Origin of the sequence: Funiculus sociatus GB2-C1, assembly GCF_039962115.1 — a bacterium.
Lineage (GTDB): Bacteria > Cyanobacteriota > Cyanobacteriia > Cyanobacteriales > FACHB-T130 > Funiculus > Funiculus sociatus.
On sequence record NZ_JAMPKJ010000002.1, the window covers coordinates 184,331 to 208,882 of the forward strand.

A 24,552-nucleotide genomic window follows, 5' to 3' on the forward strand; every position below is an offset into this window, starting at 1 on the left:
AATGCGCTTTGTTAGCTACTTCCTAATTGCCTTGGGAGTGCTTCTAATTATCGGGGGAATCGTCAGTGTCAGATCGGGTTTAATCAGCGGCATTATCAATGGAGTTTTGCAAATACTCATTGGCTTCTGGACTACCAAAGCCGCTTCTTCTTTTAATTTAATTGCTGATACTCAAGGAAACGATATCGAAAATTTAATGATAGCGCTTGAGCAACTTAGGAAACTCTATACTCTCCAGTATTGGCTGATATTGATAGCACTCATTTTTATTGCTATTGCACTTATTACGGGTCTAATTTTAGGGGCTGTCAACGTTACTCCGTGAAAGATTTCTCCCCTTAAGAATCAGATCCTAGGAATGCTGAGAGTGAGGCGATTGCCTCACCTATTTGCAAAAATGCGCTCAGGCTAAAGTCTGGCGCTACACAAACTAAGCCTGCCTTGGCAGGCTTAATTGAGTCCGCGCAGGCGGACTTCGTTTGTGTAGCCGCGATTTCCTTTTCTCCTGGTATTTTTGCTTTTTAACCTTTACTTCAGCGTGCGCTCACCATAAAGCAACAATCTCTCTAAAGTTGCCAAACGATTTGCCCAAACTTCGACTTGATAAGGTTGCTCTAAACCTTCCGATTGCATCCATTTCTTGAATTGAAATTGAAAAGATGCTAACAAGGCTTTTGCCATTGTCAGATTATTTCTAGAAGGATTATCTGCTAGTTGATTCAGTGCCTTAGAGAGAGCATCTGCTTGTTTACGCCATTCCGAGAGAGCTGGTTCTTTAATCCAAAGTTGATTATTTGCCTCTAGAAAAGTCCATTCTTGTTGTAGAGAAACGTAACGGGCAGCTGCGGCTTTGAAGGGTTGACGATAAGGTAGAGGGGATGCGATCGCTTGTAGCGACTGAGTACGACGGAAGATTCCTTGCAGATTATCATTGAGATTTTCCGCAGCAAATAAGGCGTAACCACTAGCAGGAAAATTTCGCAGTGCCTGAATTTGATCTACTGCTACCACATCCGGCAGATTCAGCAGTCGAATAGATGGCAAAATCAAGGTTGAACCCAGTTGATTTTGACTTAGCAAAGGCTGTGTTAAACTCTGCAACCTGTTTGTATCCAGAGCATAAGTCATCGGCACCAATAAATCTATATTCCCACGTTGCGCCCAAACTTCCCAATTTTGTTGCAGTTTTTGCAGGCGTTCATTTTTAGGAAAGGGAAACACTGCTGCCGACAAAATGAGGTTACTTTTTATAGAGCGTAGATTTCTGGATGCTTCTGCTACAAAACTGTCAATTGCATTAGTGCGAAACTGCGTCCACCTTTGCCACAAGTCTCTATCTTTTGGAGAAATCTTAACCGGATCTACACCAGTTAATTGCTGAAATTGCTGGCGAGCAGCTGTACCATAGCCAAAGGAATATCCGGCATTAGGGTCTTGAAAGGGATTACGAATATAGTCGAACTGAACCCCATCAACTTGATAATTCTTGACAATTTCCTCCAACATTTGTATTAAGTAGCGCCGCGCCTCTGGATTGGCAGGGTCAAGAAAAGTTTTACCGGAACCCAGATGGAAAATGCGCCCCCGGTTATCGTAGCCTGCCCAAGTAGGGTTGAGGTCAAGCACTGGGCCGGGATATTCTTTGGGGAGGTTGAGCAGGGCGTTGTGACGCTGGTTGCCAATAGCGAAAATCCATACCCAAGCGTGCAATTCCATGCGTCGCTGATGGGCTAATTTGACAGCAGATGCTAGGGGATCCCAGCCACGCACCAGTGGGTTTTTAATTTGGGCAACGCGACTTGGGTAAATGGGATATCCAGCATTGACGGTTTCAAAAAAGACAGTGTTAAACCCTGCTGCTGCTAGTCGGTCGAAAATTTTAGCTAGTTGCTGCTCTGAACCAGCACGAATAATCGTACCCCGGTCTAACCACATTGCCCGAATTTCTGGCTGGGTTTGGGGTCGGTCTTTGGGGTAGTTGTCCCATAGGATGCGCCGCGCCTGAAGCCACTGTTGTCTGGCTCCTGTGTAGTTTTTTTGGGCAACGAGTTGAAGAAAGTTTTGCAGCCCTAGGCGGGCATTACTGAGCGGATTTGGCGTTTTGACTTTTGAGTTTTGAGTTGAGGAAGTTCCCCGGTTCTCCAATCCTCCTGTAAGGGTGTTGGCGGCTAGCTGGGCGCTCTGAAAACGACCGATGAGAGCTTCTAGCTCTTGACGCATGGCAATTGCTTGTGAGGCTGTGATGGGTTGGGAGCTGGGTTTTACTTCTAGTCCAGCAGGCGCTACTAGACCATCGCCATTTAGGTCTGGGAGTTGGAATGCAGGAGAGGCGGGGGGAAGTGCAGCACTGCGATTTGTTGGGGCTGGGGAAGGGGGTTTTGCAGGGGTGGAGGCAGAACTTGCGATCGCATTCGGTGGCGTACAATTTCGTTGTGCTGGGTTGCTAGCTGTCCCGACTCCCCCGTAGCGAGTCAGGGATGCCCGCAACCAGGCGCTATCTAGCTTGGGTTCAGAGGCTGTATCGACTCCCCAGCGCCAGCCTAAAAAAACTGAGCGGTCTGTAGTCACGACTGCTGGGGGATTTTCGGTGGATTTCCAGACAGCGGCGGTTTGACTTGTCAACCCAGCAGGAATGATTACGCCGCCGCGAATAATTCCGGTGAGTCCGTTCTGTTGCATCCATCCCTGGGTTTTTCCGGAGGTAGGGGCGAGGGTGGAGGGATTTTGCAGGCTGAATCCCCAGTATGCGCCCAGAAGCGATCGCAATTTACTTCGCACATCCGGCTGGGATAAAGTCCCCACGGGGCCGCTGACAATAATGCGCCCGCCCTTACCCATCCAGTCTTGTAACGCTTGTACCTGTACAGCACTCAGAGTTTCAACGTTGGGTAAAAATAAAACCTGCGTACCTGTCAAATCTGCCGCTTGTCGAATTTGCTGCAAGTCAACAATACAGTAGGCGACACCACTCAACCCCAAGCGTCTTGTAATACCTTCCCATTGCGTTGCATTTGTCTGACTTTTCACCACACCCATTACACCAGGTGCGGCACTAACCGAAGAAGGCAAAAGTAAAAAGGAAAAAGGCAAAAAATAAGCAAATAAAGAGGAAAAGATTATTCTTTCTTTTGCTGCTCCCTTTTTTAAGGGGGATCGCCTTTTGAATTTTTCTGAAAAACGAAAACCACTCCTCAACACAAGCTGCTCCTGCAAATCTTAGTCTGTAGCCCAGGCGACATATAAGCCTGTGTCATTAGTTAATGGCTAATAGTTGCACCATTAGCCATTAGCCATTGCTAATTCTAAGCAACACTCTCATTAACCGGAAAGCGATCAATTAAATGAATCGCCCGATAAGCATTGCGCTGCAAGGCATCTGACACATGGGGAATATGGGGAATCTGAGATAATAAATCCACAGTTCGACGCAGCACCCGAACTATATCTCCTTCATCTAAGCTGGTGTTAGCGCATAGCTGCGGCCATTGCTCGCCTAATGCCCAACTTTCCACCAAACCAGTTAAGTCATACTCCATCCAGACTGGCAGTGCGACTCGATAGCGACGCTGTAGCTGGAACAACTGACGGCGCAAAGTCCGCAACTTGCCTAAAGATTGTTCCACCTCTGACGGTGTGTCGTATCTTGTCCAGCTGTCGGGGCGCAGTGCTTCGGTGACAAAGGCGGCACAGGCGGCGGCTAGGTGTTGGGGGTCTAATTCGTCCATTTCTCCCGACATCAGCGCCAAAGCAACCCACAACTCGTTGTCGCTGCGAATGGCGGCGGCGGCTTCTCCCAAAGGTGTCGGTGTTACGTTATCGAGTCCGCCCATATGCCGCAAAACTTCCATCAGGTCGAGAAATTCTTCCCAGTGGCGTGCTAAGTGTTCTTGAAGCAGGGCTTGCAGTTGGGCGATTTGGTCTTGCAACATCTGCCGCCGCGAAGCTCGTTTGATCAGGAGGGCGGGGTTGCCCCACTGTAGGGCAGGGTGATTTTTCAGTTGCGCTTCTACTGCGGCGAGTCGCTGCTGTTGGGCTATGACTTCTGGATATTCATCGTTGATGGTTGATGGTTCGTTGCCTAGTTGGGATGAACCATGAACGCGGCTGGATGCCCATCCAATCTGACGGGCAATTTCAGCGGTGGCTTCTGTGCTGCTTTTGGATTGTCCAGGCTTGGCTTTAAATATCTCTGGGGGTGGCTGTAGGGATTCGACTTCGGATAAGCGAGACCATTCTTGGCAACCTACTACGTCGGCGGTGGTGACTACATACCAACGGTTATCTGCGCCTAAGCAACCCAGGTAGGGCAATTGGCCGGAACCGGGTATGCGGGCGACTAATATTGCTGGGATGGGAGATGAGACGGGGACGTGTTTGCCTTTTAGGTTGAGGAGGGTTCCGGGTGAGGCTGTAGTGAGGGCGATCGCAATTTCGCGCGATCGCATCTCTTCGGCTTGATGTTCTAAGGTTTTCAGTAAGCGGCGTTCTTCTTTGAGTCGGGCAACCAGTTTTTCATAGTTTTGGATCAGTTTGCCGTCTACTGTTTGAAGTATGCTTTCAATTTGCGCCAGTTCTGCTGACAAATCTGCGATCGCTTGTTCTTGCGGTTTAAGATCCAATGTCGCCAAATACTGCCCAAAGCTGCGTTCGACTAACTCTCTAGCTTCTTCTATGCTATGGGTTTGCAGCAAGTTTAAAACCATGCCGTAGCTGGGGGTAAACTGGCTCACCAAAGGATCAGCGCCAGAGGTTGCTAAATAAGCCGCTTCCTTGGAACCTTCAAATGGTGTCTGTAAAGTCACTACATGACCTGTAGTGTCCATCCCCCGCCGTCCTGCCCGTCCCGACATTTGCAAAAATTCGGAAGCTGTTAGCAGTCTGTGTCCCCGGTCTGTGCGCTTGGAAAGGCTGGAAATTACTGTGGTTCTGGCAGGCATATTAATCCCAGCTGCCAGGGTTTCTGTGGCAAATACCACTTTCACCAAGCCTTCTTGAAACAGTTCCTCTACCAAACCTTTCCAGGCTGGTAAAATTCCGGCGTGGTGGGAGGAAATACCCCGGAGCAAAGGTTCCACCCCGCCACTACGGGCTGCTTCGGGATTTCGCGCTAAAAATTCCTCTACTTTCTGTTTTAAAATTTTCGCTTCTTGTTCGTTGACTAGGGTTATATCAGCCAACTCTTCTACTGCTTTGTCGCAACCCCGACGGCTAAAGATGAAGTATATCGCCGGGAGCATATCCCGTTGCCACAGATGACCCAAGACGTAAACTAGGCTAGGGCTTTCTTGCCTTTTGCCTTTTTCTTTTTGTTGTCTTTTGGGTTTGAGGCGGGGATTAATTCTCTTTCGCGAGTCGTCCAGCAGGGGAAACAGTCCTTTGGGATTGCAGAAGTGAAACTGCAAGGGAACTGGGCGAAACTCTGAATATATGAGCTTTGTCGGGCCATGAACGCGATTCAGCCAGTCGGTGAGTTGGTCGCTGTTGGCGACGGTGGCGGAAAGGGCTACTAGCTGGACTTCGTGGGGGCAGTAGATGATTGATTCTTCCCAAACGGTACCGCGTTGGCGGTCGTTCATGTAGTGGCACTCATCTAGCACGACGGCTTCGACTCCAGCTAGGGAGGTGCCGACTTCGCCGATGCGGGTGCCGTAAAGCATATTGCGGAAGATTTCTGTGGTCATCACTAGGATTGGGGCATCCCGGTTGATGGAGACATCGCCAGTCAATAAACCTACCCTGTCCGCGCCGAAGACTTCGCGAAAGTCTCGTAATTTCTGATTGGATAGTGCTTTTAAGGGCGTGGTGTAAAATACTCGCCCGCCGCGATGCAGGGCGCGGTGTATGGCGTATTCCCCAATCAGCGTTTTTCCCGCACCTGTTGGGGCGCACACGACTACGGAGCAATCGTCATTTAACGCCGCGATCGCTTCCGACTGAAATTCGTCTAGTTCAAACGGAAACAGGTTCTTTAGATCAAGCTCTGGTATTGTTGTAGGCACGGTGCTGCCAAATAATTCTAATCTACTTGCTTTCAGGGATTTAACTCTATAATTAACGGTGTATCCGCTCTATCTCCAATTTTAAAGCGCTTTTTTAGAATCGGAGATTCCTTAAAGTGCTACCCCTTATCCAACTCCTGACTAAAAGCGGCTGTTTTCCAGGTGCGATCGCGATCGCGTGTGATAAACGCGGCTTTTCGCCACTGCCTTCATCCCCTCTCGCGCTGTGAGCCTGTCAAAACTGCTTTACCAAAATCTAATTGTAAATTAATCAACTAATTAACGCTATTATAAATAGTATAATTTAATTTTTAGCAAAATTAAATTTAAAAAACCTACATTAGTTTAGCTGTTAGTGTTACTTATGCCGCTAATCCAAGCACTTTAAACAACTCCTGAAAATTTCCTAAATCATAGTTAAAGTATCACTTTTAGCTATTTCCTCTTGCCGCTGTTTGGTGCCAAGATACTTATAAATATATCCAGCAACCTTGTAGGTAGGACTCGTGCAGAAGCGAAACCCAACACCAATTTGACAGTTTTAGTTGGATTGACTACCGATCGCCCAAACCAACCCGGCTCCTGCTAGTTTCTGTAGCCCTTAGCCAAAATTGTGAAAGATTAATTCATCCTTTTGGCTGATAGACGATAGTTGCATTTAATCCTGAGCTAGACAACAGTAATTAGAAGAGCTGTATATCCACCATAGGAAGGCAATCAGTAAAAGGAAAAAGGCAAAAAAAGAATTCTTGACTTTTCCCTTTTTAGCCCCTAGTCCCCAACCCCCAGTTCCTAGTCCCTAGCCCCTCAATAGCGTCTGTGGCACAAGTTAACGGACACTCCCCTGCCAGCATGACGGTGACGGATACCGCTCACCGGAAAATTTCCTTGGTGAATCGGCAAATCTACCAGCGATTGAAACAGGCGCTGAGTCTGGGTTTGCGCCGCCAAATCTTTATAGCGGTATGCGATGATATTAGCCTGAGAAATCGTCTAGCGGCGCGGTTACACGCAGAGTTGGCAATTTCGGAAGACAGCAGGGGTAAAGCAGGTGGAATTAATTCCGTCTTCCGTCCTCCGGCTTCCAGAGAATATCCGCGACTGGTAAGCTTAAACTTGAATTTGAGCCAACCGCATCCTGTGGCGCAGATTAATCGGTGGTTAGGGCAACACCCGCCACCAAGCAATAACCCGCCGGGATTTCAAATTTTAGGTGTTGAGTTATTAACCAAACAATCAGCGAAGGTGCAGGGATTCTTCCTGAACTCGCTAAAGACAATTGAGCGCAGTCTGCCTAATTTAGAGTCTAGCCTGTTGCTGTGGATGCCTCGCCCTTGGTTGCGCGCTATTGAGACGTCGGCACCTGAGTTTTGGCGATGGCACACGGGAGTGTTTGAGTTTGAAGGGGAACCCGCACCAGCTTCAGATTTAAGAACATTGATGGCAACTTCTCTAAAGGAATTCCCCCGCCAAACTGTCCCCCAAGAGGAGACGGCGGTACCGCAGGAAAATCTGTGGCACATTCTGGGCAGTGAATTAGATAAATTTAGCCTCGCCGATCAGGAAAATCCGGCATCCCAGAAGGAGGATTTCAAAAAGGAATCAGGTGCGCCGGTGACAAGCGGCGAGGGGGAAGAGAAAGCATCCTTTATCCTTAATCCTGCCGATGCGGTGCAATCTTTGCAGGAGATTGAGCAATTACAGCAATCTCGCCCACCGGAAGAACTTGCACAAGCATATTTAAGGCTGGGAAATTATTATCGCGATCGCATTGAACAATCGAATACTTCCCAGGAAAATCTAATAACGGCTATCCAGGCTTACGATCAAGCATTGGCATGGTTGGAGGAATCCTCGCCGTTAGCTGCTGATATTCTCAACGATCTGGGCAATCTCTATTGGATGCTATCTCGCTACGCTGCGGATTCCCAGGAGATGCTTGCTTATCTTGAGCAAGGAATTAACGCATATCATACTGCTTTAACCAAGTTCAATCCTGACGACGCACCCCACAGCTACGCCATGATTCAAAATAACTTGGGGGCAGCATATGGGGATTTAGCGCGTCATCAAGATACTGCCCAAAACTTGCAGAATTCGATTTTGGCGTATGGGGAAGCTTTGCGTTATCGTTCCCCAGAAGATGAACCGCTAAAATATGCGGCGACGCAGAATAATTTGGGTACGGCTTATTGGCATTTGGCGCAACAGCAACAGCCAGTTACGCATCTCAAATGCGCGATCGCATCTTACACTGAGGCACTTCCATTCTACAATCCAGAGCGAGATTCCCTTAACTGGGCAATGCTGCAAAATAATATTGGCACCGCATACTGGAATCTTGCCCAGTACGAACAACCGGAAGAGTTTTTACAACTTGCGATTGCGGCTTATCAAAGTGCGCTGACTTATCGCACGCCTCAGTCAGCACCAGCAGGTTGTGCGGCGACGCAGAATAATTTGGGTACGGCTTATTGGCATTTGGCAACTCAGGTAGAAATTAACCCAGAGGGGCAGCAACAATATTTACAGATGTGTATTGCAGCTTATGAGAGTGCGATCGCGCTTGTCGAGTTTCTTAGCAACAATAATCCCCCAGTTCCAGTGACATTTGATGTATCTGCTACTCAGAATAATCTGGGATTGGCTCATTATCAAATGGCGACAGATAAGAAGTTTTCTTTAGAAAAAACATCTCAGCTAGAGCATTTAGAGGCAGCATTACACTACCATTTACAAGCGTTGCAAGGCTTTAGCGATCAACCTGATTCTTATGAATCTGCTCTTTCATTAGTTGTGCAGACCATTCGAGCATTTTATCGCGAACGTGGGTTGCAAGGGCAAAATCTTGCTCTTTCTAAAGTTCCTGGTAAATTGTTGCCAGAACTGCTACGACGCTTGTAAATAAAATTATCTAAGTCCCGTTAACGAGAAATGGCAGCTCACGTGTGAATGCTGACAATTGTGGCTGCGGTGCTTCCGGCTGAAGTATTATCTACAACATCCAAACTAACTGCATATACAGAGGCATCAGCTGCATAAACTTTGACTTTGTAATCGCCATCAGTCGGTAGTATCCCTTGCCAGTGCGATCGCTCACTCACCTTCCCGACTGTTTCGCCATTCGGCGCAATTACCTCAATATTCACGTTGCCTTCTTGTGCTTTCACCGTCAATAGCTGCCCCTTAGTGCCATTGACCGAATACGGCTGACACTGATGAGGCTCTAAACTGCCTCCCACGGTTGTTTGTGCGCCTGATAGGAAGCTAACTTCCTGAAGTGGGAGCGTGTCTGCTGCGTAAATTGGGTCTACCTTTGGCTGGTTGTCCGCAGATGTAGGAGGTTTCCGCTTCTTTGTGTCTTGGAAGTGCTTTTGGGTTGACCGATACAGCCGCAGCAGCACGAAAGCCGAGCCATTGGCAACTACGGCTAAAGCTGGAGCCGCGACTGGCACCCATCCGCCTTGAGTAAATAAATAGAACCCGGTAAAAAATATCACTCCCAGTGTTGCGGTTCCACCCACAATCAACACCAGAGGACGACGGATTTTCCAAACCAAAACTGCTCCCCCAAGTCCCCAGCCGGCAATCCACAGCATTTCCACCCATTCAGACCAGTCCCAAATCAGCGGTCGATTATCCAGAACTACACCGAGGATTTGACTGATCACCTGTGCTTGCACCAGCACCCCGAACATCTTCCGACCGCCACCGTAGGAGGTGTAAAAAGCGTTATCTTTTTTGCTTGATGTCACACCGATAATGACGATGCGATCTTTTACCAAATTCGGGTTAATCTCCCCTGTGAGGACATCACTAAGCGTTACCTGCGGCGCGATATTGTGAGCGGAACGATAATCCAAAACAATCTGGTAGCCTCCAGAATCAGCGTTCTGATATGCGCCAAAATTGGGTTTTAAGCGTTTGAATATAGTTGAATTTATCTTGAGATGCCCTTCGGGGGTTCCCTCTGCTTGGATACCTTCTTTTTCTAAGTAGTGCAGTGCTAGTTGAGCGCCAAACGAGTAACTTGTTTTACAAGCACCGTTGTCGTCGTTGGCAAACAAAAGACTGCGACGAACTTTGTTATCAGGGTCAATGACTAAATCGTTAAAGCCAACGCTATCTTCAGATGCTGCTTTTGGGGGTGCAATTCCAGGGTTATCCTGATTACTCATTTTGCAAACAGTTATGATGCGATCGCTTGTTTGCAATGTCTTCTCTAACTCTGGATAACCAGGCGGTACAGGTAAATCTCGGTAAATATCTAAGCCGATGGCACGCGGGTTATAACTTTCCAGTTTCTTTAATAACTGATTTAAAACTCGGTCAGTTAAAGGATATTTTTCTTGAGCCGCAATATCTGCATCGTTGATTTCAACTACCAGCAGGCGAGAATCTGGCCCTTCCATCGGTTGCTTTCGGTCTAAGTCTTCCCACGTCCGCGTCAAATAACGCAACCGCACCATTTGATCGAATGCCGCCAGTTCTAGCGATTCTACTCCTCCCATGTGTCGCGCTCCCAGCACTAAGCCACTGGCTACCATACTGGTAATTGCGATCGCTATAGCAGCACCTACCCTTTTTCTGGTTTTGGCAAAGGGATTTTCATCGGTCGGCGCAGATAAATCTTGTTGCAGTTGTTGGAGTTCAAGGCTTACTTCTGTGGCAGACTGGTAGCGTTCCCGGACGTGGTAGCGCACCATTTTGTCTAATATTTCTGCCAAGCGATCGCTAACTTTTACTTTATCCCGCCAAATAATTTCGCAGGTTTCGGGATCTTCTGGCAATTGAGAAGGTTTAGCCCCTGTTAACGCTTGAATTGCTGTTATCCCCAAGGCATACAAGTCGCTGCTGTATCTTGGTTTACCCGCTAGTTGTTCGCTGGGTACATAACCTTGGGTGCCAATTCCCACGGTTATGTTAGTTTGGCCTGACTCTGTTGCCAGCTGGGTATGGATTTCTTTTACAGCACCAAAGTCTATCAAGACTAATTTGCCATCTTGCTGCCTGCGGATCAAGTTGTTCGGTTTGATGTCGCGGTGGATGACGTGATAAGAGTGAACAAACTCCAGAATGCCCAGCAGATCCTGCAAGAGGTCAATTACCTCAGCTTCGCTCAGTTGTTTGTGACACAATTCATCGGCGAGCGGATGTCCTTCAATGAATTCCTGAACTAGGTAAAATTGTTTATTTTCTTCAAAATATGCCAGCAGATGGGGAATTTGGGTATGGTGTCCCAGCTTTTCGAGAGTTTTTGCCTCGGTGTTGAACATACGCCGAGCGATCGCTAAAAAAGCGGGATCTTGACGAGCTGGTTTGAGATGCTTTACAACACACTTGGGCTTTCCGGGTCGCTGTGTGTCTTCGGCAATGTAAGTTTGACCGAATCCTCCCGATCCCAATTCCTCGATTAGTTTATAGCGCCCCCCTAGTAGTCTTCCCAGCATGGTGGCTTAGTATCCGTTATCCTGATTTTGACATACAATTTCCGCACTCATTGGTCATTAGGAACTTAAGAATCGCCAATTCCCAATGACGTATTGTTAAAGGAGTGATAATTCTAACTGATTTTTACTTAATGCAGCTGATTAAAGGTACAACTAAACTTTTAGGGGTGATTGGTCATCCCGTCGAGCATTCCCAGTCTCCCAAGATGCACAATGCAGCCATCGCTTCTCTAGGATTAGATTACATCTATCTGCCTTTCCCGGTGCAACCAAAAGATTTAGAGGATGCGATCGCAGGTTTTCGGGCTATTGGTGTGGTTGGTTTCAGCATCACTATCCCCCACAAACAGGCAATTATTCCCTTGCTATCAGAAGTATCTGATATTGCCCAAGCCGTGGGAGCCGTTAACACCGTCAAAAACACTGCTGGGGGTTGGATTGGCACCAACACTGATGTCGAGGGCTTTATCGCGCCTCTTTTCGCTTACAAGCGCGATTGGAGTCAAACTGAAGCCGTAATTTTAGGCAATGGCGGCGCAGCGCGAGCAGTGGTTGCGGGTTGCGCTAAACTCGGCTGTGCTTCTATTCATGTTGTCGGGCGTAACCGAGAGAATTTAAACGCTTTTCAACAGAGTTGGAGCAATTCACCTTTAGCAATTAATAATTTACACATCCATCTTTGGGAAGAACTGCCAAATCTAATTTCTCAAGCAGATTTGCTAGTTAATACAACACCAGTAGGTATGTCTCCCAAAGTTGATCAGTCTCCCGTCGATATAGGTGTAATGGCGCGATTGAAGAAAGACGCGATCACCTATGACCTAATTTACACGCCCCGCCCCACCAAGTTTCTACAACAAGCAAAAACACAAGGTGCGATCGCTATCGACGGGTTAGAAATGCTCGTCCAACAAGGCGCGATCGCTCTAAAATTCTGGTTAGACAAAGAGCCACCGGTAGACGTAATGCGCCAAGCAATACAATAACGAAACGCTCTTTTTATTGCCTAAGAGCCTTCAATTATTTGTCCATCGCCAGTTAAAACTGTTCCAGTCGTAAATGCCTTGAATCTCGTACTCAGTCCCATTATCAAAGCGGATGATGCAGTTAGTATAGGTTCTCTCGCCCTCTGCTGTCTCAGAAACTCCAACCACCGTACAGGGAAACCATTCGCGGCTACAGGGGCCATTTTCTTGCACCCATTCCCAAAGACCATTCGAGACTTCAATGCGATCGCCTACTTTTAGCTTTAACTGATAATATTCGGCTAAGTGAACTGGCTGGACGCGATTTAGCCATTGGAAACCATAGCGATCGCGAATAAATTGCATTTCTCCAGAGTCTTGATTATTCAGCCAGTCATTTAGCAATTTGATTTTCCAAAGGCGATTTTCTCTCTCTTGCTCCTTGACAAATTGCAGCAAAGCCCTGCGTTGCTCTGGTGTCAGTTCTGCAAGAGGATTAGTGCGATCGCCATCCCCATTCTCAGGCTCAGGAACACCCAACGCAACACCTATCAGTTCCTCAACAACAACTTGCAGCAAAATTTGTTTTTGCTCCTCACTCAGAGGACACAACATTTTGTCACACTGGCTAAATGCTGCTTGCAGAGCTGCATCAATCTCAGATGGATTCATGTCAATATTTTCTACAGAGTGGACTCTTACCACTCCCTAGAGTTATCCTACAAATTCTGAGTGGCAATGCCCTGTATCGGAACGCTCATTTAGAGTTTATCCACTATTATCGCAGAGCTTTCAAGGCACCGTAAGAGTTTATTTGGACAAAAAGGGACACCTGCTAATTGAAGCATTGCTAATTAATAATTCCCTCTCTCTCCAGCCAAGAGTCCCTTGTTTGACCTAGATTCGCGGTAAGCTGAGGATTGATGTCACCGAAAAACCTAAGTCATGGTGGGGTTTATGCGATTTCGAGCCGTCTCTATTGTTGTGATGTCATGCCTCATCGGGATATTCAGCTTGCTGTTTAGTCCCCCTGCACTGGCACTGACACAGATTAAACTTTCTGAAGTTACCTACCATGACTGCCCGGCTGATATAGGCCAAGGAGCGGTTACGAGTACCGGAGCGAGCCGTGCAGCTAATTGCTTTATAGTCACCGGAAAAGCCGAAAATAGCTCTAATAAGCCAGTTCTCAACGCCGATATCTTTGGTCGCATCTACGATGCCAATGGAGACTCGGTGATGCAAAACCGGACGCGCCTGGGTTCAATCGAAGAAGTGCCGCCTGGAGTCAGTGATTTTGAACTGAGAATTTCAGTTCCGGCAAATCAGCCGACTCCCTTGCAGCTCAAGCAGTTCAAAGCCGCTGGGTTTACAGGCACAGTTCGCCGCTAACACCCAATTTTAGATTTTGGACTAGAATCTAAAATCTTAGAAACCAGCGGGACTCATTTGAATGCTGCCAAACAACTGTGCCAAAATTTGCAGCACTAAAATCGCTAAAATCGGCGAGATATCTAGACCACCCATCGCCGGAACGATAGAACGGAAGATGTTGAGATAGGGATCTGTAATCGGACTCAAGGTAGAAGCCAACTGGTTCATCCAGTTGATTGTGGGGAACCAAGTTAAGAGAATCCGCACAATCAACAGAAAAACATAGATGTTCAGAAAGGTGGAGATAGTGTTGATTAGTAAATCGGCTGAAGAATTCATTGGTGTTGAAGCTTCCTTTTGATAATCGGTGAACGCTTGAAACTTGAAGTTAGTTTAACGGATTTGCTCTACTTTGAGTTTAGGGATCTTTGGGTAGGGACGAGAGTGCGTCAGAGGGAGAGAATCGCTCCCGCTCTATTTCCACAGCGTTTCCATTTACATTGCCAAGCTGAGTCCGGACATCATCAATCGCCGCATTTAGTTGGGCAATTTTATCCTCTAAGCTCCGCCGTGCAAATTCAATACTATCTGAGTCTTTGAGTTGACGCTTTCTACCTTTGCCAGCTTTAGCTTCTGACGCTCCCGAATTCAGCAGAGACGCATCTTTGGCATCAGCTTCCGAGGTGCGTCCAGAAGCAATCAGCGCCCCGACAATCCCACCGACTAGACCGCCAACTATAGTCCCAGCCAGAAATCCGCTTCCAAAACCATCGCGCTGACTCATCTTTAACTACCGTCACGATCTTTTTTCAACTGTTTTCAGGGTAACTTTTAGCTGACCCCCCTGCCTACCGACTAGGGGAGTAGAGGAGATTGGGGACTGGGGACTGGGGGCTGGGGACTAGGGACTAGGGACTAGGGACTTGGAACTAAGGACTAGGTAAGACTTTTTCCCAATTCCCAATTCCCAATTCCCAATTCCCAATTCCCAATTCCCAATCCCCACTCCCTATGTCCCAAACGTGCGATCGCCTGCATCTCCTAATCCCGGTACAATATACCCCTGAGAGTTCAGACCCTCATCAATCATTGCCGTATAGACAATCAAACCCGGATAAGCTGAGGAAAGCTTCTGCAACGCTGGTGGCGCGGCTACCACAGAAATAATCCGCGTCAAAGCTGGGTCGATGCCTCGTTTAGTCAACTCTGCCATCGTCATCATAATTGTCCCACCCGTCGCCAGCATCGGGTCAGTAATTAAAACTCGCGTTTGGGGATGAAATTGCTCCGGCATTTTGTTGAGATAACAGCTGGCTTCCAGCGTTTCCTCATTCCGTACCAAACCGATATGATAAGTCGAAGCCAAAGGTAGCAAAGTCTGCGCCCCCTCTAATAATCCTAATCCTGCTCGGAGAATCGGCACTACAACCAGCGGCACTTCTGGATTGATAAAAGTGGCAGGACATTCAGCTAACGGTGTTTGCACCGTCGTTTCTATCGTCGGTAGCCAGTCCCGAATTGCCTCATAAGTCAGCCAGCGCCCCAGTTCTTTCATCGCGCTCTTGAACAACACCGACGGCGTTGCTGCATCGCGAGCTACAGCCAGCCAGTGCTTAATCAGGGGATGGGGAGGAACGTAGACACGCAGTTGAAGAGTCATAGTTGCTTATCTTGACTGAGGGATGCCAGCTCAAAGACCTGACCTATCATACGCTAAGAGCGATTCTTCTCGTCGCCTCTGTTTGGCATCCCGTCCAACGAGATGTCAATACTGTTGAAAATTATTTTCAACAGTATTGACATCTATTATCAACAAGACTATATTTATTTTTAGTGTTCTCCTCTCATTAAGGATCGGCAGGTGGGGCTGGGTGTGCAGTAGCAAGCTAGTCCCATTTTTTTTTGAGGCGAGATGTAATATAAGACGTTAAACTCAGAAACGTTAAGTAATTTCCTTTCTCTTCCATGCCTGCAACTTCTATCCCTACCTCCGCTGCATCGACGTTTGATGTTATTGTTATCGGTTCTGGAATTGGAGGGCTGGTGAGTGCAACCCAGCTAGCAGCGAAAGGCGCTAAAGTTCTGGTACTGGAGAGCTACTTAATTCCCGGAGGTAGTGCCGGATACTTTGAACGGGAAGGGTATCGCTTTGACGTGGGAGCATCGATGATTTTTGGTTTTGGTACTCAAGGTACTACCAACTTGCTCACCCGCGCCCTGGAAGCTGTAAACGTCAGCCTAGAAACTATTCCCGATAGCGTACAGATTCACTATCATTTGCCTAACGGCTTAGACCTGAAAATTCATCGCGATTATGAAAAATTTTTGCAAGAACTAACTGCCAACTTTCCGCATGAGCGTGAGGGGATTCGCAAGTTTTACGATGAATGTTGGAAGGTTTTTAATTGTCTAAATGTGATGGAATTGCTATCGCTGGAAGAACCCCGGTATCTGGCGCGGGTGTTTTTCCGGCATCCATTGGCGTGTCTGGGTTTGGTGAAATACTTGCCGCAAAATGTTGGTGATATTGCCAGGAAATACATTAGCGACCCGCAACTGCTGCAATTTATCGACATGGACTGTTACATCTGGTCAGTTGTGCCAAGCGATCGCACTCCGATGATTAATGCCGGGATGGTATTCTCAGATCGGCACTATGGCGGCATCAACTATCCTAAAGGCGGCGTGGGACAAATCGCCCAAAAACTGGTGGAAGGACTGGAAAAAGTTGGCGGGGAAATTCAGTATAAAGCCAGAGTCACGAAAATTATCACCGAAAATAATCGCGCCGTTGGCGTTGAGCTGGCTGATGGAAAAGTATATCGCGCTAAGCGCATCGTTTCTAATGCGACACGCTGGGATACTTTTGAGAAGTTATTACCACCAGAGGAGATGCCAACATCTGAGAAGAAGTGGCAAAAACGTTATCAAAAATCTCCCAGTTTCTTGAGTTTGCATATGGGAGTTAAAGCAGATGTTTTGCCAGTGGGAACAGAATGTCACCATATTTTGTTGGAAGATTGGGAAAATATGGAAGCGACACAAGGCACTATCTTTTTGTCAATTCCTACGTTGCTTGACCCGAATTTAGCACCAGCAGGTTATCACATTCTGCACGCATTTACACCGGATTGGATTGAAAATTGGCAGGAACTTTCTTCTAGTGAGTACGAAGAGAAGAAGGAAGCAGCAGCCGGGCGAGTTATTGAGCGTTTGGAGAAGATTTTCCCAGGCTTAGATGCAAGTTTAGATTATCTGGAAGTTGGGACTCCTCGCACTCATCGGCGCTTTTTAAATCGTGAAGATGGCACTTATGGGCCGATTCCCGGTCGCAAGTTATTAGGATTGTTGGGAATGCCGTTTAATAGAACTACTATTCCGGGACTTTATTGTGTGGGAGATAGTACGTTTCCGGGACAGGGTTTAAATGCGGTGGCGTTTTCGGGGTTTGCTTGCGCTCATCGGGTGGCGGTGGATTTGGGGTTGTAGGAGGAGATTAAACCGCTGAGGCGCAGAGGGCGCAGAGGAAAATAGGGACGCGATCGCATCTTTTTTAAACTACTCCAAAATGTTCTTGTGATTTCTGGCTGCAAATTGCACAGGTTAAATTATTTGAAATGCCCGTATCATCACTGCGTTCAATTGCTGCATTTGCAGACTTCCCAACTCTCCCAAGCGTCTGATAATTAATCTACTCTCAAGAGTAGCAATTCGAGTTACTCTCACTTTAGAGGCAACTCTCAATCCAGTATTAACAAATTCTGGATCTGAAACATCAAGAGCAAATTATTCCGAATTTAAAATGGTGACATTTTGAGACGAAATGAAGCAAAGAGTTACTTCATCTATTGTAGAGCTTAACGCCAGCACTAAGGCAGGACGTAATTTTGTTGTACTCAAGTCTGTAAAGGGATTAACTAGGACAATATCTCCTTTTTTTAGTGTCACTAGATTGGTTTTCCATCTTCGAGGGTATAAATATCCGGTTCATCGTGCAAATAGTCAAAATTTCCTCCGCTTTCTGCAAGGTGCGCTAATTCAAGGGCTGAAGGGTAGGGTATATTCCCAAATAATTTTTCTTCTAGTAGGGATCGCTCATCGGGTGAGAGAGCTAAAATAACTTGAACTAGGGAGTCAACTAATTGTGCATTCATAAATTATGCTCCTATTTTCTGTTAAGTTGCTTGTTTTATAATAGCGATCGCGCTTTTAAAATCACCGCAGACTGTAGCTTTTGTGGGCGAATATCATTCACAATTTATCTTCAGCCTCAGTTGAGCGCGTACCAATCGCCACAGGGTCAGTGATACAATCCAAACTAAGGCAAATGGAAATGCTACTAACCCAGCTACGAAGCACAAAAATAAAGCATGGGTTATCTTAGGCTAATTAAATCGACACATGACGACACCGCCCGATCCTCGCCAGTCAAACTTACCCACAAACGCCCCTGATAGTCAGAATGGGAAAAGTTCGCCTGAAAACAACCAACTTCCTCAGATGCGATCGCCCTCCGCTGAGGCGCAAAGTCAATATGAGCAACAATTGGCTAAAATGCCGCGAAGTCTCCTACTCAACAAACAAACTCCCTCTATTCCAGTAGTATCGCCAATTATCTTTATGGCGATCGCTTTGGTAGTCGTTGGGTTATCTATCAATAATTTCTGGATTGGGGTGTCGGGGGCGCTTGTCGGCGGGTTGATTTCCCTGCGCGTACTGTGGATTAGTTCCCAACCGCTGCTGGATGAGTTGGTTCCAGCAAAACAGCGCTCAATCATAGTAGCTGTTGTGGGAGCAATAGTATCGCTCTTCGCTTTACTCAAGTTCAGTGGTATCAACCAACGCCTTAATGAATGGGCGAACCAGCAAAAATGGGACGAAATCGGATCTCTGGCAGAATGGACTGGTGCTGTCGGGCAAATTTTCATTGCCGTTTTAGCTGTATATGTAGCTTGGCGACAATATATTATTTCCAGAGATTTGACGATTAAGCAAAACGATCTCACCGCTCAGCAAAATATTATTACCCAGCAGCAAACGATTGATACTTATTTTCAGGGGATATCTGACTTAGTATTAGATGAAGAAGGGCTTCTAGAAGATTGGCCTCAAGAGCGGTTACTCGCTGAAGGACGCACCGCCGCTATTCTTAGCAGTGTAGACTCTAGCGGGAAATCGAAAATTCTCCGTTTCTTGTCAACCTCGAAATTACTGACTCCCCTAGAACGCGATCGCCGCTTAGGGAGAGCCATTTTTGATGGTGCTGGAGGTTATGCTGAAGATCGCGTCAACGGTGTGCGGGTCATTGATTTGGGAGTCATGTTGGCTAAGGCAGATTTGTCTAATACAGATCTGCGCCGCACCGACTTAAGCGAAGCTAATCTCATCGGTGCCAATTTAAGCAACTGCGATTTAGTCAAAGCTAACCTGTCTCGTGCTATTTTGTACGGAGCTAATCTTGCTGGTGCTGACTTTAAAGCCACCCGCTTGTTCTACGGTTCAGCGGAGACCGCCACCCCACGCAGTCACACTCAACCCCCCTACCCCAATTACAGAACTGGCGTTTTTACTGGCGCTGTCGTAGAAAATGCTGATTTCACAGGTGTACAGCAACTCTCCGAAGAACAGCGTCAATACTGTTGTGCTTGGGGAGGCGAGGAAACTAGATCCACAATTCCCGGCGGTTGTGAAGGTATTCCCAATAAATTAGAGGCTACTATCTAAAAATGAAAAAAAACTTCTCTTTTTCTTTTCATTTAAAGGTTAAAAAAACATTTTTTTGTAGCAACTTTTACTATACTTTTTCTACCTATTGACGTATGATTGAATAATGGAAATCTGTGCGTAAAGTATATAGGCTAATATTTCAATTATTAAGAAGCCCATATAATTTTTAATTAATAAGACCTATAATACCAGAAAAAAAGTCCTTTTTTCTGAGAAAATTTTAAAAGTTGTTTCTGTCAAAAGGCGAGATGCCTAATAATCAATGAAACCAAAGTATTCTTTGGTAATTCCGGTGTACAACGAAGAGAACACTCTCCCGGAACTGTATCGACGAATAAGTGGATTAATGGCTCGGTTGGATGACCAGGCGGAGCTAATTCTAATCAACGATGGTAGTAAAGATCGGTCTTTAGAACTGCTGCGAGATTTGCATGAAAAAGATCCGCGAGTTTGCTATCTAAGCTTGGCGCGTAACTTTGGACACCAAATTGCCGTAACAGCTGGTTTAAATTATGTCCGGGGTGAAGTAATAGTTATCCTTGATGCTGACTTACAAGATCCGCCAGAGTTAATTCCTGACATGGTGGAAAAGTGGCGACAAGGCTATCATGTGGTTTATGCTAAGCGCACCCAACGCCAGAAAGAAAGCTGGTTTAAACGCTTTACAGCTTACGTCTTTTATCGCCTTCTCAAGCAGTTAGCTGATGTAGACATTCCCACAGACACCGGGGATTTTTGTTTGATGGATAGGCAAGTAGTGGATGTACTTAATTCTATGCCAGAACGCGATCGCTACATTCGAGGAATGCGCTCTTGGATTGGCTTCCAACAAACAGCGGTATACTTTGAGCGTCATCCTCGTTTTGCTGGTGAAGTAAAATACACCTTTAGCAAATCTTTGTCTTTGGCGATAAATGGTTTGGTGTCCTTTTCTAAAGTACCGTTGCGAATTTCCACCTATGTAGGTTTACTCGCCGCTGTTGCCGCAATTTTCATGGGTTTGTTAGTTATTTATTGGCGGATTTTCGTCCCCCAATCGCCTTTAACTGGGTTTACAATTATTCTGGTTGCTATTTTCTTTTTAGGTGCTGTACAGCTGGTGAGTATCGGCATTCTGGGGGAATACATTGGACGAATTTACGAAGAAGTTAAAGGCAGACCGCTTTACACTCTTTCCGAAGTAGGTGGTTTTCATAATGTAGCGAGTCGTAAGTAGCAAGTGGAAGCTTTTTAAAGGCAAATATTTTCAATCAATTTATGCAATGCTGGGTGAGGTTCCTCAACCCAACATACATTACTTGTTTATAACTACCGAGGGAAGCGTTTAAACTAAAACTGTCTGCCCAGTTTCTGCTGAACGACGGGCAGCATCGGCAACTTTGAGGGCGTATAAACTAGCTTCTGGGGTTACATATAGGGGGGTGCCTTCAATTAGATGATCTAAAACCATGCCAGTATCTTTAGCAAATAAACCCCGTCGTCCTCCCACCTCAATTGGCGTTGTTTCATTCTCCTTTATCAGCTTGCCTTCATCTCCATCGAAAATTAATCCCCCCTGTTCTCCGTGAACCTCAAAACTTCGTGATGGTTGCCAGAGATTTTCCCCTTTTCCATAAACTACCTCTGCAACAACGCCGCTGGTAAACTTTAGCTGGGCTGTGCAAAGACAGGATTTGTAGAATGGGGACTCTTGACTGGGGAATTGGGAGGATTTCCTAATTTCTAATCCCTCTTCCCTAGTTTCCAATTCGCCCCAAAATCTGGCTTGACAGCTGACAGTGGCTACGGTGCCAAACAAATCTGTCAAACGGTGGATGCGGGAAAGTGCGCCACTAAAAGGAAAACCAAATAGTTCTGGGTGATATGTCCAGCGTTGGGGTGCTGGACGTTGGGGATTGATGGTGCTGTAGCGGGCGTAAAAAATTTCTCCAATTTGGGGTAAAGTTTGTCGCAGTGCTTGATGCAATCCGCCGAGTAGTTCTATATGTTCGATGTGCAGGAGTTGGTTTTTTTCTTTTGAAGAGGCGATCGCTTCTTCTGCAACGTCAACTTCTAAGGCGAGGGGATACTCGACGACTACGTGTTTACCTGCGTTAAGTGCTGTAAGCGCGATCGCACCATGATTTTGATTCACTGTGCAGATTATCACCATATCCACATCTTCACGACAAACCAACTCTTCCCAAGATGAGACGGCAAGGCAAGAGTAAGTTTGACTGAATTCCTCTGTTTTTTCTGGCGTATGCCCAGCAACTGCTACCAGATGGGCGCGTTCTTCAGATTGCAACGTTTGCGCCCGTAGTTTAGCAGCAAATCCGGTTCCCACCACCGCCACACGTATCGGGAGCTTACCAGACCAAACAGGATGAGAGACTGATGTTGCCATTGTCAATTAGGCGCGATCGCTAACACTGTAAAATATTCCCAAATCACTATTATTTGACTTCTTCATAACTGCCTTTTATCTAACTATTAATTGTTATTATTAATTCCATATATAATCCCCTCTAATCTATTCACCCTAAAAATATATCTGGATGTTCAGGATAAAGTGTTAACTGAACATAGTATCACTGGTGTAGCATAAGACTGATAAATATAAGTAATTAGGATGGAACCGAAAAAGTTTATTATGAATACCATTCACACTATTTATTGATTTGGTGTAAAAGATTCTGATTTTTCCCGTAGTATCAGAAAGGAAGTGAACCCAGCAAGCAGACCTTTGCATGAGCGAAGTGAGCTGGAAGGGTCGCTCTACAAATTTCTAGTGCCATTTCGACTAAGTGAGAGGAACGCTGCATGGCAACCTATAAGGTTACATTAATCAACGAAGCTGAAGGTCTGGATACCACAATTGATGTAAGCGACGATACCTATATTCTCGACGCTGCCGAAGAGCAAGGCATTGACTTGCCTTACTCCTGTCGGGCTGGTGCTTGCTCTACCTGCGCTGGCAAGATAACTGCGGGTGAAGTCGATCAGTCTGACCAATCTTTCTTGGATGACGATCAGATTGAAGCTGGCTACGTCCTGACTTGTGTGGCTTATCCCAAGTCTGATTGCACCATCATGACCCATCAAGAAGAAGAACTGTATTAAGAAGATGAGTCAATGGTCTGTTAAGAGTTGGAAAATTGGAAGGTTGAAACCTTCAAATGTCTACTGACTACTGACTACTGACAATTCATTGTTTTAGGAGGGACACCATAACGAGTGTCCCTCCTAAATTTTTTTCAGGAATTGGGCTGGGTTTGTTGGGATCTATCCTGCCAAAAGGTAATTGACTCGTTGAGAGGTTGAATTTGCGCCCCTGGATAGTAGAAGTTGAGAATCTGTTGACTTGACCAGCCTACTTTAGCCAGATTGAATGCGCCTGTTTGACTCATCCCTACGGCATGCCCTAGTCCACCGCCAACAAAGGCATAACCTTTTACGCTTTTGTCGGCACCATAAATAGGTTGCAAGTAGAACAGAGTGCTGCGGGGTGCCATAAAGGCGCTGCGGACATCATCTTTGTGGATTTCTATCACACCTGTGTCAGTTTGCACCGCTAATTTGAGAATACGTCCTGAAGGACTTCGCTCCACCACCCGTAACTGCTTAATTGTGTTAAACGGGACAAAAGGAGTCTTTGTTCTCTGGAGATAACGCTTTAAATCCTGGGTAATCTGGACAATAGTGCTAGACCGACTCCAACGAAACCAATTCGCGCCAGTTTCATTAAATCCTTGTTTTAGGTTAATGAACCGCCGGATATTTTGCTCAGAAGCCAAAGGAAACTGCGACAAGTTCCAAACAGAGTTCGCTGAATCTACCACAACTTGGAGATAGGGGCGATCTGAGCCATTCCAAACATCGCTAAAATGAGCAGTAACGCCGCCAGTGGTACTCGAATAAAGGGCATCCACCAGTTCATTCTGGTAAGTTAGCACTTTGCCTTTGGTAGCTGCGATCGCTTTGTCGGTAGTTGGCACTGTGCCAGTTAGACCTTTATAAACTTGGCAGTGAGTATCGGCACACAATTCATACCCATCCACAGTAAATCGGCGCAAGTTCCGCAAAGCGTAAGTTCGAGCTATAATTGCCTGCGCTTCAGCCGCCGCATACGGCGCACCAGCATCAAGTTCATGCGGTACCACACCCCGCAGATAAGTTTCTAGCGGTACCTGGTTTACTAGGGTGTAGGTGCCGTAGGCATTTGGTTGCAGTTGCAAGGGGCCCGCGTAGAGAAAACTATTTTTGGCGTTTTTACCTTTTTGAACCTGGATCAGGTTTTTGGCCGCCGTAATCTCCATTTTGTCGCGACTGTACTTAACGCCATTCACGACTAAAGACGTTTTTGGCACCTGCTGCACAATTTCCGTATCCAGAAAGGCAGCTTGATTGCCTTGAGTTTTGAGACTCTGCAACAGCCAGCGGCGCACTAAAGGCGTTTTGTAAACATCTCGTTTTGCCCAAACCTGCCAGCGTTCCGGCTGCGCCACTTCAACTTCAATTCCCTTGGCTTTCCACTGGTTGGCACTGTATTCCGCTGTCTCAAAGCTGCGGTAGGTTCCTAGAACAAGCCTTTCCTCTAGCACTGGGTCGGGTAGCGCTTGCATTGTCACTTGCAGCTTGACATTGCTTGCTTGCAGGGTTTGTTGGCGATCGCCTGCATCAAAACGCACAGTTAAGCGATCGCCTGTTGTTGCAGCTAACGTCATTTCATCAGTCGGTTCCTCACCAAACCGCTGCACTACACCTACTTTCAGTTCTACATCCGATTTAGCTGGGGGCGCTCCTGACGCCGCCGTGAGTCCCACCAGACAAAACACCGTTAGGACGGTGCTAGACCAGTGGCTCAACCGATTTTCCGCCCCAGCCGGACGAATAAATTTCCGACGGTTCGGCTTGGTCTTTACCAAAATCTGTCTCAAGGTGTAACCCTTTTTTTGCATGAACTATCTGAGGATAGAAGACTTTTTGATAGATGTAACCCTATATTCAGTCTCAAACTAGGTAGCTAGTTGCTCCATCTATTGTGCTAGACGCAAG

The 24,552-nt window shown here is 46.6% G+C and carries 18 protein-coding genes and 1 pseudogene; 8 read left to right on the forward strand and 11 right to left on the reverse strand.

From position 1 onward, the window contains the following. Position 1: 1 nt before the first annotated feature. Positions 2–325, forward strand: a complete 324-nt coding sequence (locus tag NDI42_RS02010; protein WP_190455932.1) for a DUF5362 family protein — start codon at positions 2–4, stop codon at positions 323–325. Between the two features lie 203 nt (positions 326–528). Here NDI42_RS02010 and NDI42_RS02015 read toward each other — a convergent pair whose 3' ends face one another. Both NDI42_RS02015 and NDI42_RS02020 read right to left on the reverse strand, forming a co-directional pair. Further along, a complete protein-coding gene (locus tag NDI42_RS02015) occupies positions 529–3,090 on the reverse strand; it encodes a glycoside hydrolase family 10-like protein (protein ID WP_199311182.1) in 2,562 nt (853 codons plus the stop codon). A gap of 212 nt (positions 3,091–3,302) precedes the next feature. Beyond that, on the reverse strand, positions 3,303–5,999 hold the full coding sequence (locus NDI42_RS02020) for a DEAD/DEAH box helicase (RefSeq protein ID WP_190455934.1): 2,697 nt from the start codon (positions 5,997–5,999) through the stop codon (positions 3,303–3,305). An 852-nt stretch (positions 6,000–6,851) separates the two neighbouring features. Between NDI42_RS02020 and NDI42_RS02025 the strand changes: the two genes are divergently transcribed. Then, the gene (locus NDI42_RS02025; RefSeq protein WP_190456041.1) at positions 6,852–8,903 is read left to right on the forward strand and encodes a tetratricopeptide repeat protein; all 2,052 of its coding nucleotides are present in this window, start codon (positions 6,852–6,854) and stop codon (positions 8,901–8,903) included. Between the two features lie 38 nt (positions 8,904–8,941). Here the strand turns inward: NDI42_RS02025 and NDI42_RS02030 are convergent, their stop codons facing one another. Beyond that, positions 8,942–11,449 (reverse strand): CHASE2 domain-containing protein, encoded by a 2,508-nt coding sequence (locus NDI42_RS02030; protein ID WP_190455936.1) that lies wholly within the window; start codon positions 11,447–11,449, stop codon positions 8,942–8,944. Between the two features lie 131 nt (positions 11,450–11,580). Between NDI42_RS02030 and NDI42_RS02035 the strand changes: the two genes are divergently transcribed. Further along, positions 11,581–12,435: a shikimate dehydrogenase gene (locus NDI42_RS02035; RefSeq protein WP_190455937.1), complete on the forward strand. Its 855-nt coding sequence runs from the start codon at positions 11,581–11,583 to the stop codon at positions 12,433–12,435. A gap of 30 nt (positions 12,436–12,465) precedes the next feature. On the opposite strand, the gene NDI42_RS02040 is transcribed toward NDI42_RS02035, so the two are convergent. Beyond that, a complete protein-coding gene (locus tag NDI42_RS02040; RefSeq protein WP_190455939.1) occupies positions 12,466–13,086 on the reverse strand; it encodes a hypothetical protein in 621 nt (206 codons plus the stop codon). A gap of 285 nt (positions 13,087–13,371) precedes the next feature. Between NDI42_RS02040 and NDI42_RS02045 the strand changes: the two genes are divergently transcribed. Continuing rightward, positions 13,372–13,806, forward strand: a complete 435-nt coding sequence (locus tag NDI42_RS02045; protein ID WP_190455942.1) for a hypothetical protein — start codon at positions 13,372–13,374, stop codon at positions 13,804–13,806. A 36-nt stretch (positions 13,807–13,842) separates the two neighbouring features. Here the strand turns inward: NDI42_RS02045 and NDI42_RS02050 are convergent, their stop codons facing one another. From NDI42_RS02050 to upp, 3 genes are all read right to left on the reverse strand, one after another. After that, a complete protein-coding gene (locus NDI42_RS02050; RefSeq protein WP_190426301.1) occupies positions 13,843–14,127 on the reverse strand; it encodes a YggT family protein in 285 nt (94 codons plus the stop codon). 79 nt (positions 14,128–14,206) lie between these two features. Beyond that, complete coding sequence (locus tag NDI42_RS02055; protein ID WP_190434864.1) at positions 14,207–14,572, reverse strand: ssl2009 family thylakoid membrane protein; 366 nt, start codon at positions 14,570–14,572, stop codon at positions 14,207–14,209. A 225-nt stretch (positions 14,573–14,797) separates the two neighbouring features. Beyond that, entirely contained in the window at positions 14,798–15,448 is a 651-nt protein-coding gene (gene upp, locus NDI42_RS02060; protein ID WP_190455944.1) for a uracil phosphoribosyltransferase, read from the reverse strand. Positions 15,449–15,753: 305 nt separating this feature from the next. On the opposite strand from upp, the gene crtH reads away from it, so the two are divergent. Beyond that, a complete protein-coding gene (crtH, locus tag NDI42_RS02065) occupies positions 15,754–17,277 on the forward strand; it encodes a carotenoid isomerase (protein ID WP_190455946.1) in 1,524 nt (507 codons plus the stop codon). A gap of 114 nt (positions 17,278–17,391) precedes the next feature. Here the strand turns inward: crtH and NDI42_RS02070 are convergent. Together NDI42_RS02070 and NDI42_RS02075 are read right to left on the reverse strand one after the other, a co-directional pair. Beyond that, positions 17,392–17,736, reverse strand: a pseudogene (locus NDI42_RS02070) (type II toxin-antitoxin system PemK/MazF family toxin). Then, complete coding sequence (locus NDI42_RS02075; protein WP_190455948.1) at positions 17,736–17,942, reverse strand: hypothetical protein; 207 nt, start codon at positions 17,940–17,942, stop codon at positions 17,736–17,738. Before NDI42_RS02075 ends, NDI42_RS02070 begins: the two are co-directional and overlap by 1 nt. Before the next feature lie 247 nt (positions 17,943–18,189). Between NDI42_RS02075 and NDI42_RS02080 the strand changes: the two genes are divergently transcribed. Then, the gene (locus tag NDI42_RS02080; protein WP_190455950.1) at positions 18,190–19,512 is read left to right on the forward strand and encodes a pentapeptide repeat-containing protein; all 1,323 of its coding nucleotides are present in this window, start codon (positions 18,190–18,192) and stop codon (positions 19,510–19,512) included. 265 nt (positions 19,513–19,777) lie between these two features. Next, positions 19,778–20,731 carry a glycosyltransferase family 2 protein gene (locus NDI42_RS02085; RefSeq protein WP_190455952.1) on the forward strand — a complete coding sequence of 318 codons (954 nt, stop codon included), beginning with the start codon at positions 19,778–19,780 and terminating at the stop codon, positions 20,729–20,731. A gap of 108 nt (positions 20,732–20,839) precedes the next feature. On the opposite strand, the gene NDI42_RS02090 is transcribed toward NDI42_RS02085, so the two are convergent. Beyond that, positions 20,840–21,901 (reverse strand): Gfo/Idh/MocA family protein, encoded by a 1,062-nt coding sequence (locus NDI42_RS02090; protein ID WP_190455954.1) that lies wholly within the window; start codon positions 21,899–21,901, stop codon positions 20,840–20,842. A gap of 416 nt (positions 21,902–22,317) precedes the next feature. On the opposite strand from NDI42_RS02090, the gene NDI42_RS02095 reads away from it, so the two are divergent. Then, the gene (locus NDI42_RS02095; RefSeq protein WP_190423071.1) at positions 22,318–22,617 is read left to right on the forward strand and encodes a ferredoxin; all 300 of its coding nucleotides are present in this window, start codon (positions 22,318–22,320) and stop codon (positions 22,615–22,617) included. Positions 22,618–22,751: 134 nt separating this feature from the next. Here the strand turns inward: NDI42_RS02095 and NDI42_RS02100 are convergent, their stop codons facing one another. After that, the gene (locus NDI42_RS02100; RefSeq protein WP_190455956.1) at positions 22,752–24,455 is read right to left on the reverse strand and encodes a SpoIID/LytB domain-containing protein; all 1,704 of its coding nucleotides are present in this window, start codon (positions 24,453–24,455) and stop codon (positions 22,752–22,754) included. Positions 24,456–24,552: the final 97 nt, after the last annotated feature.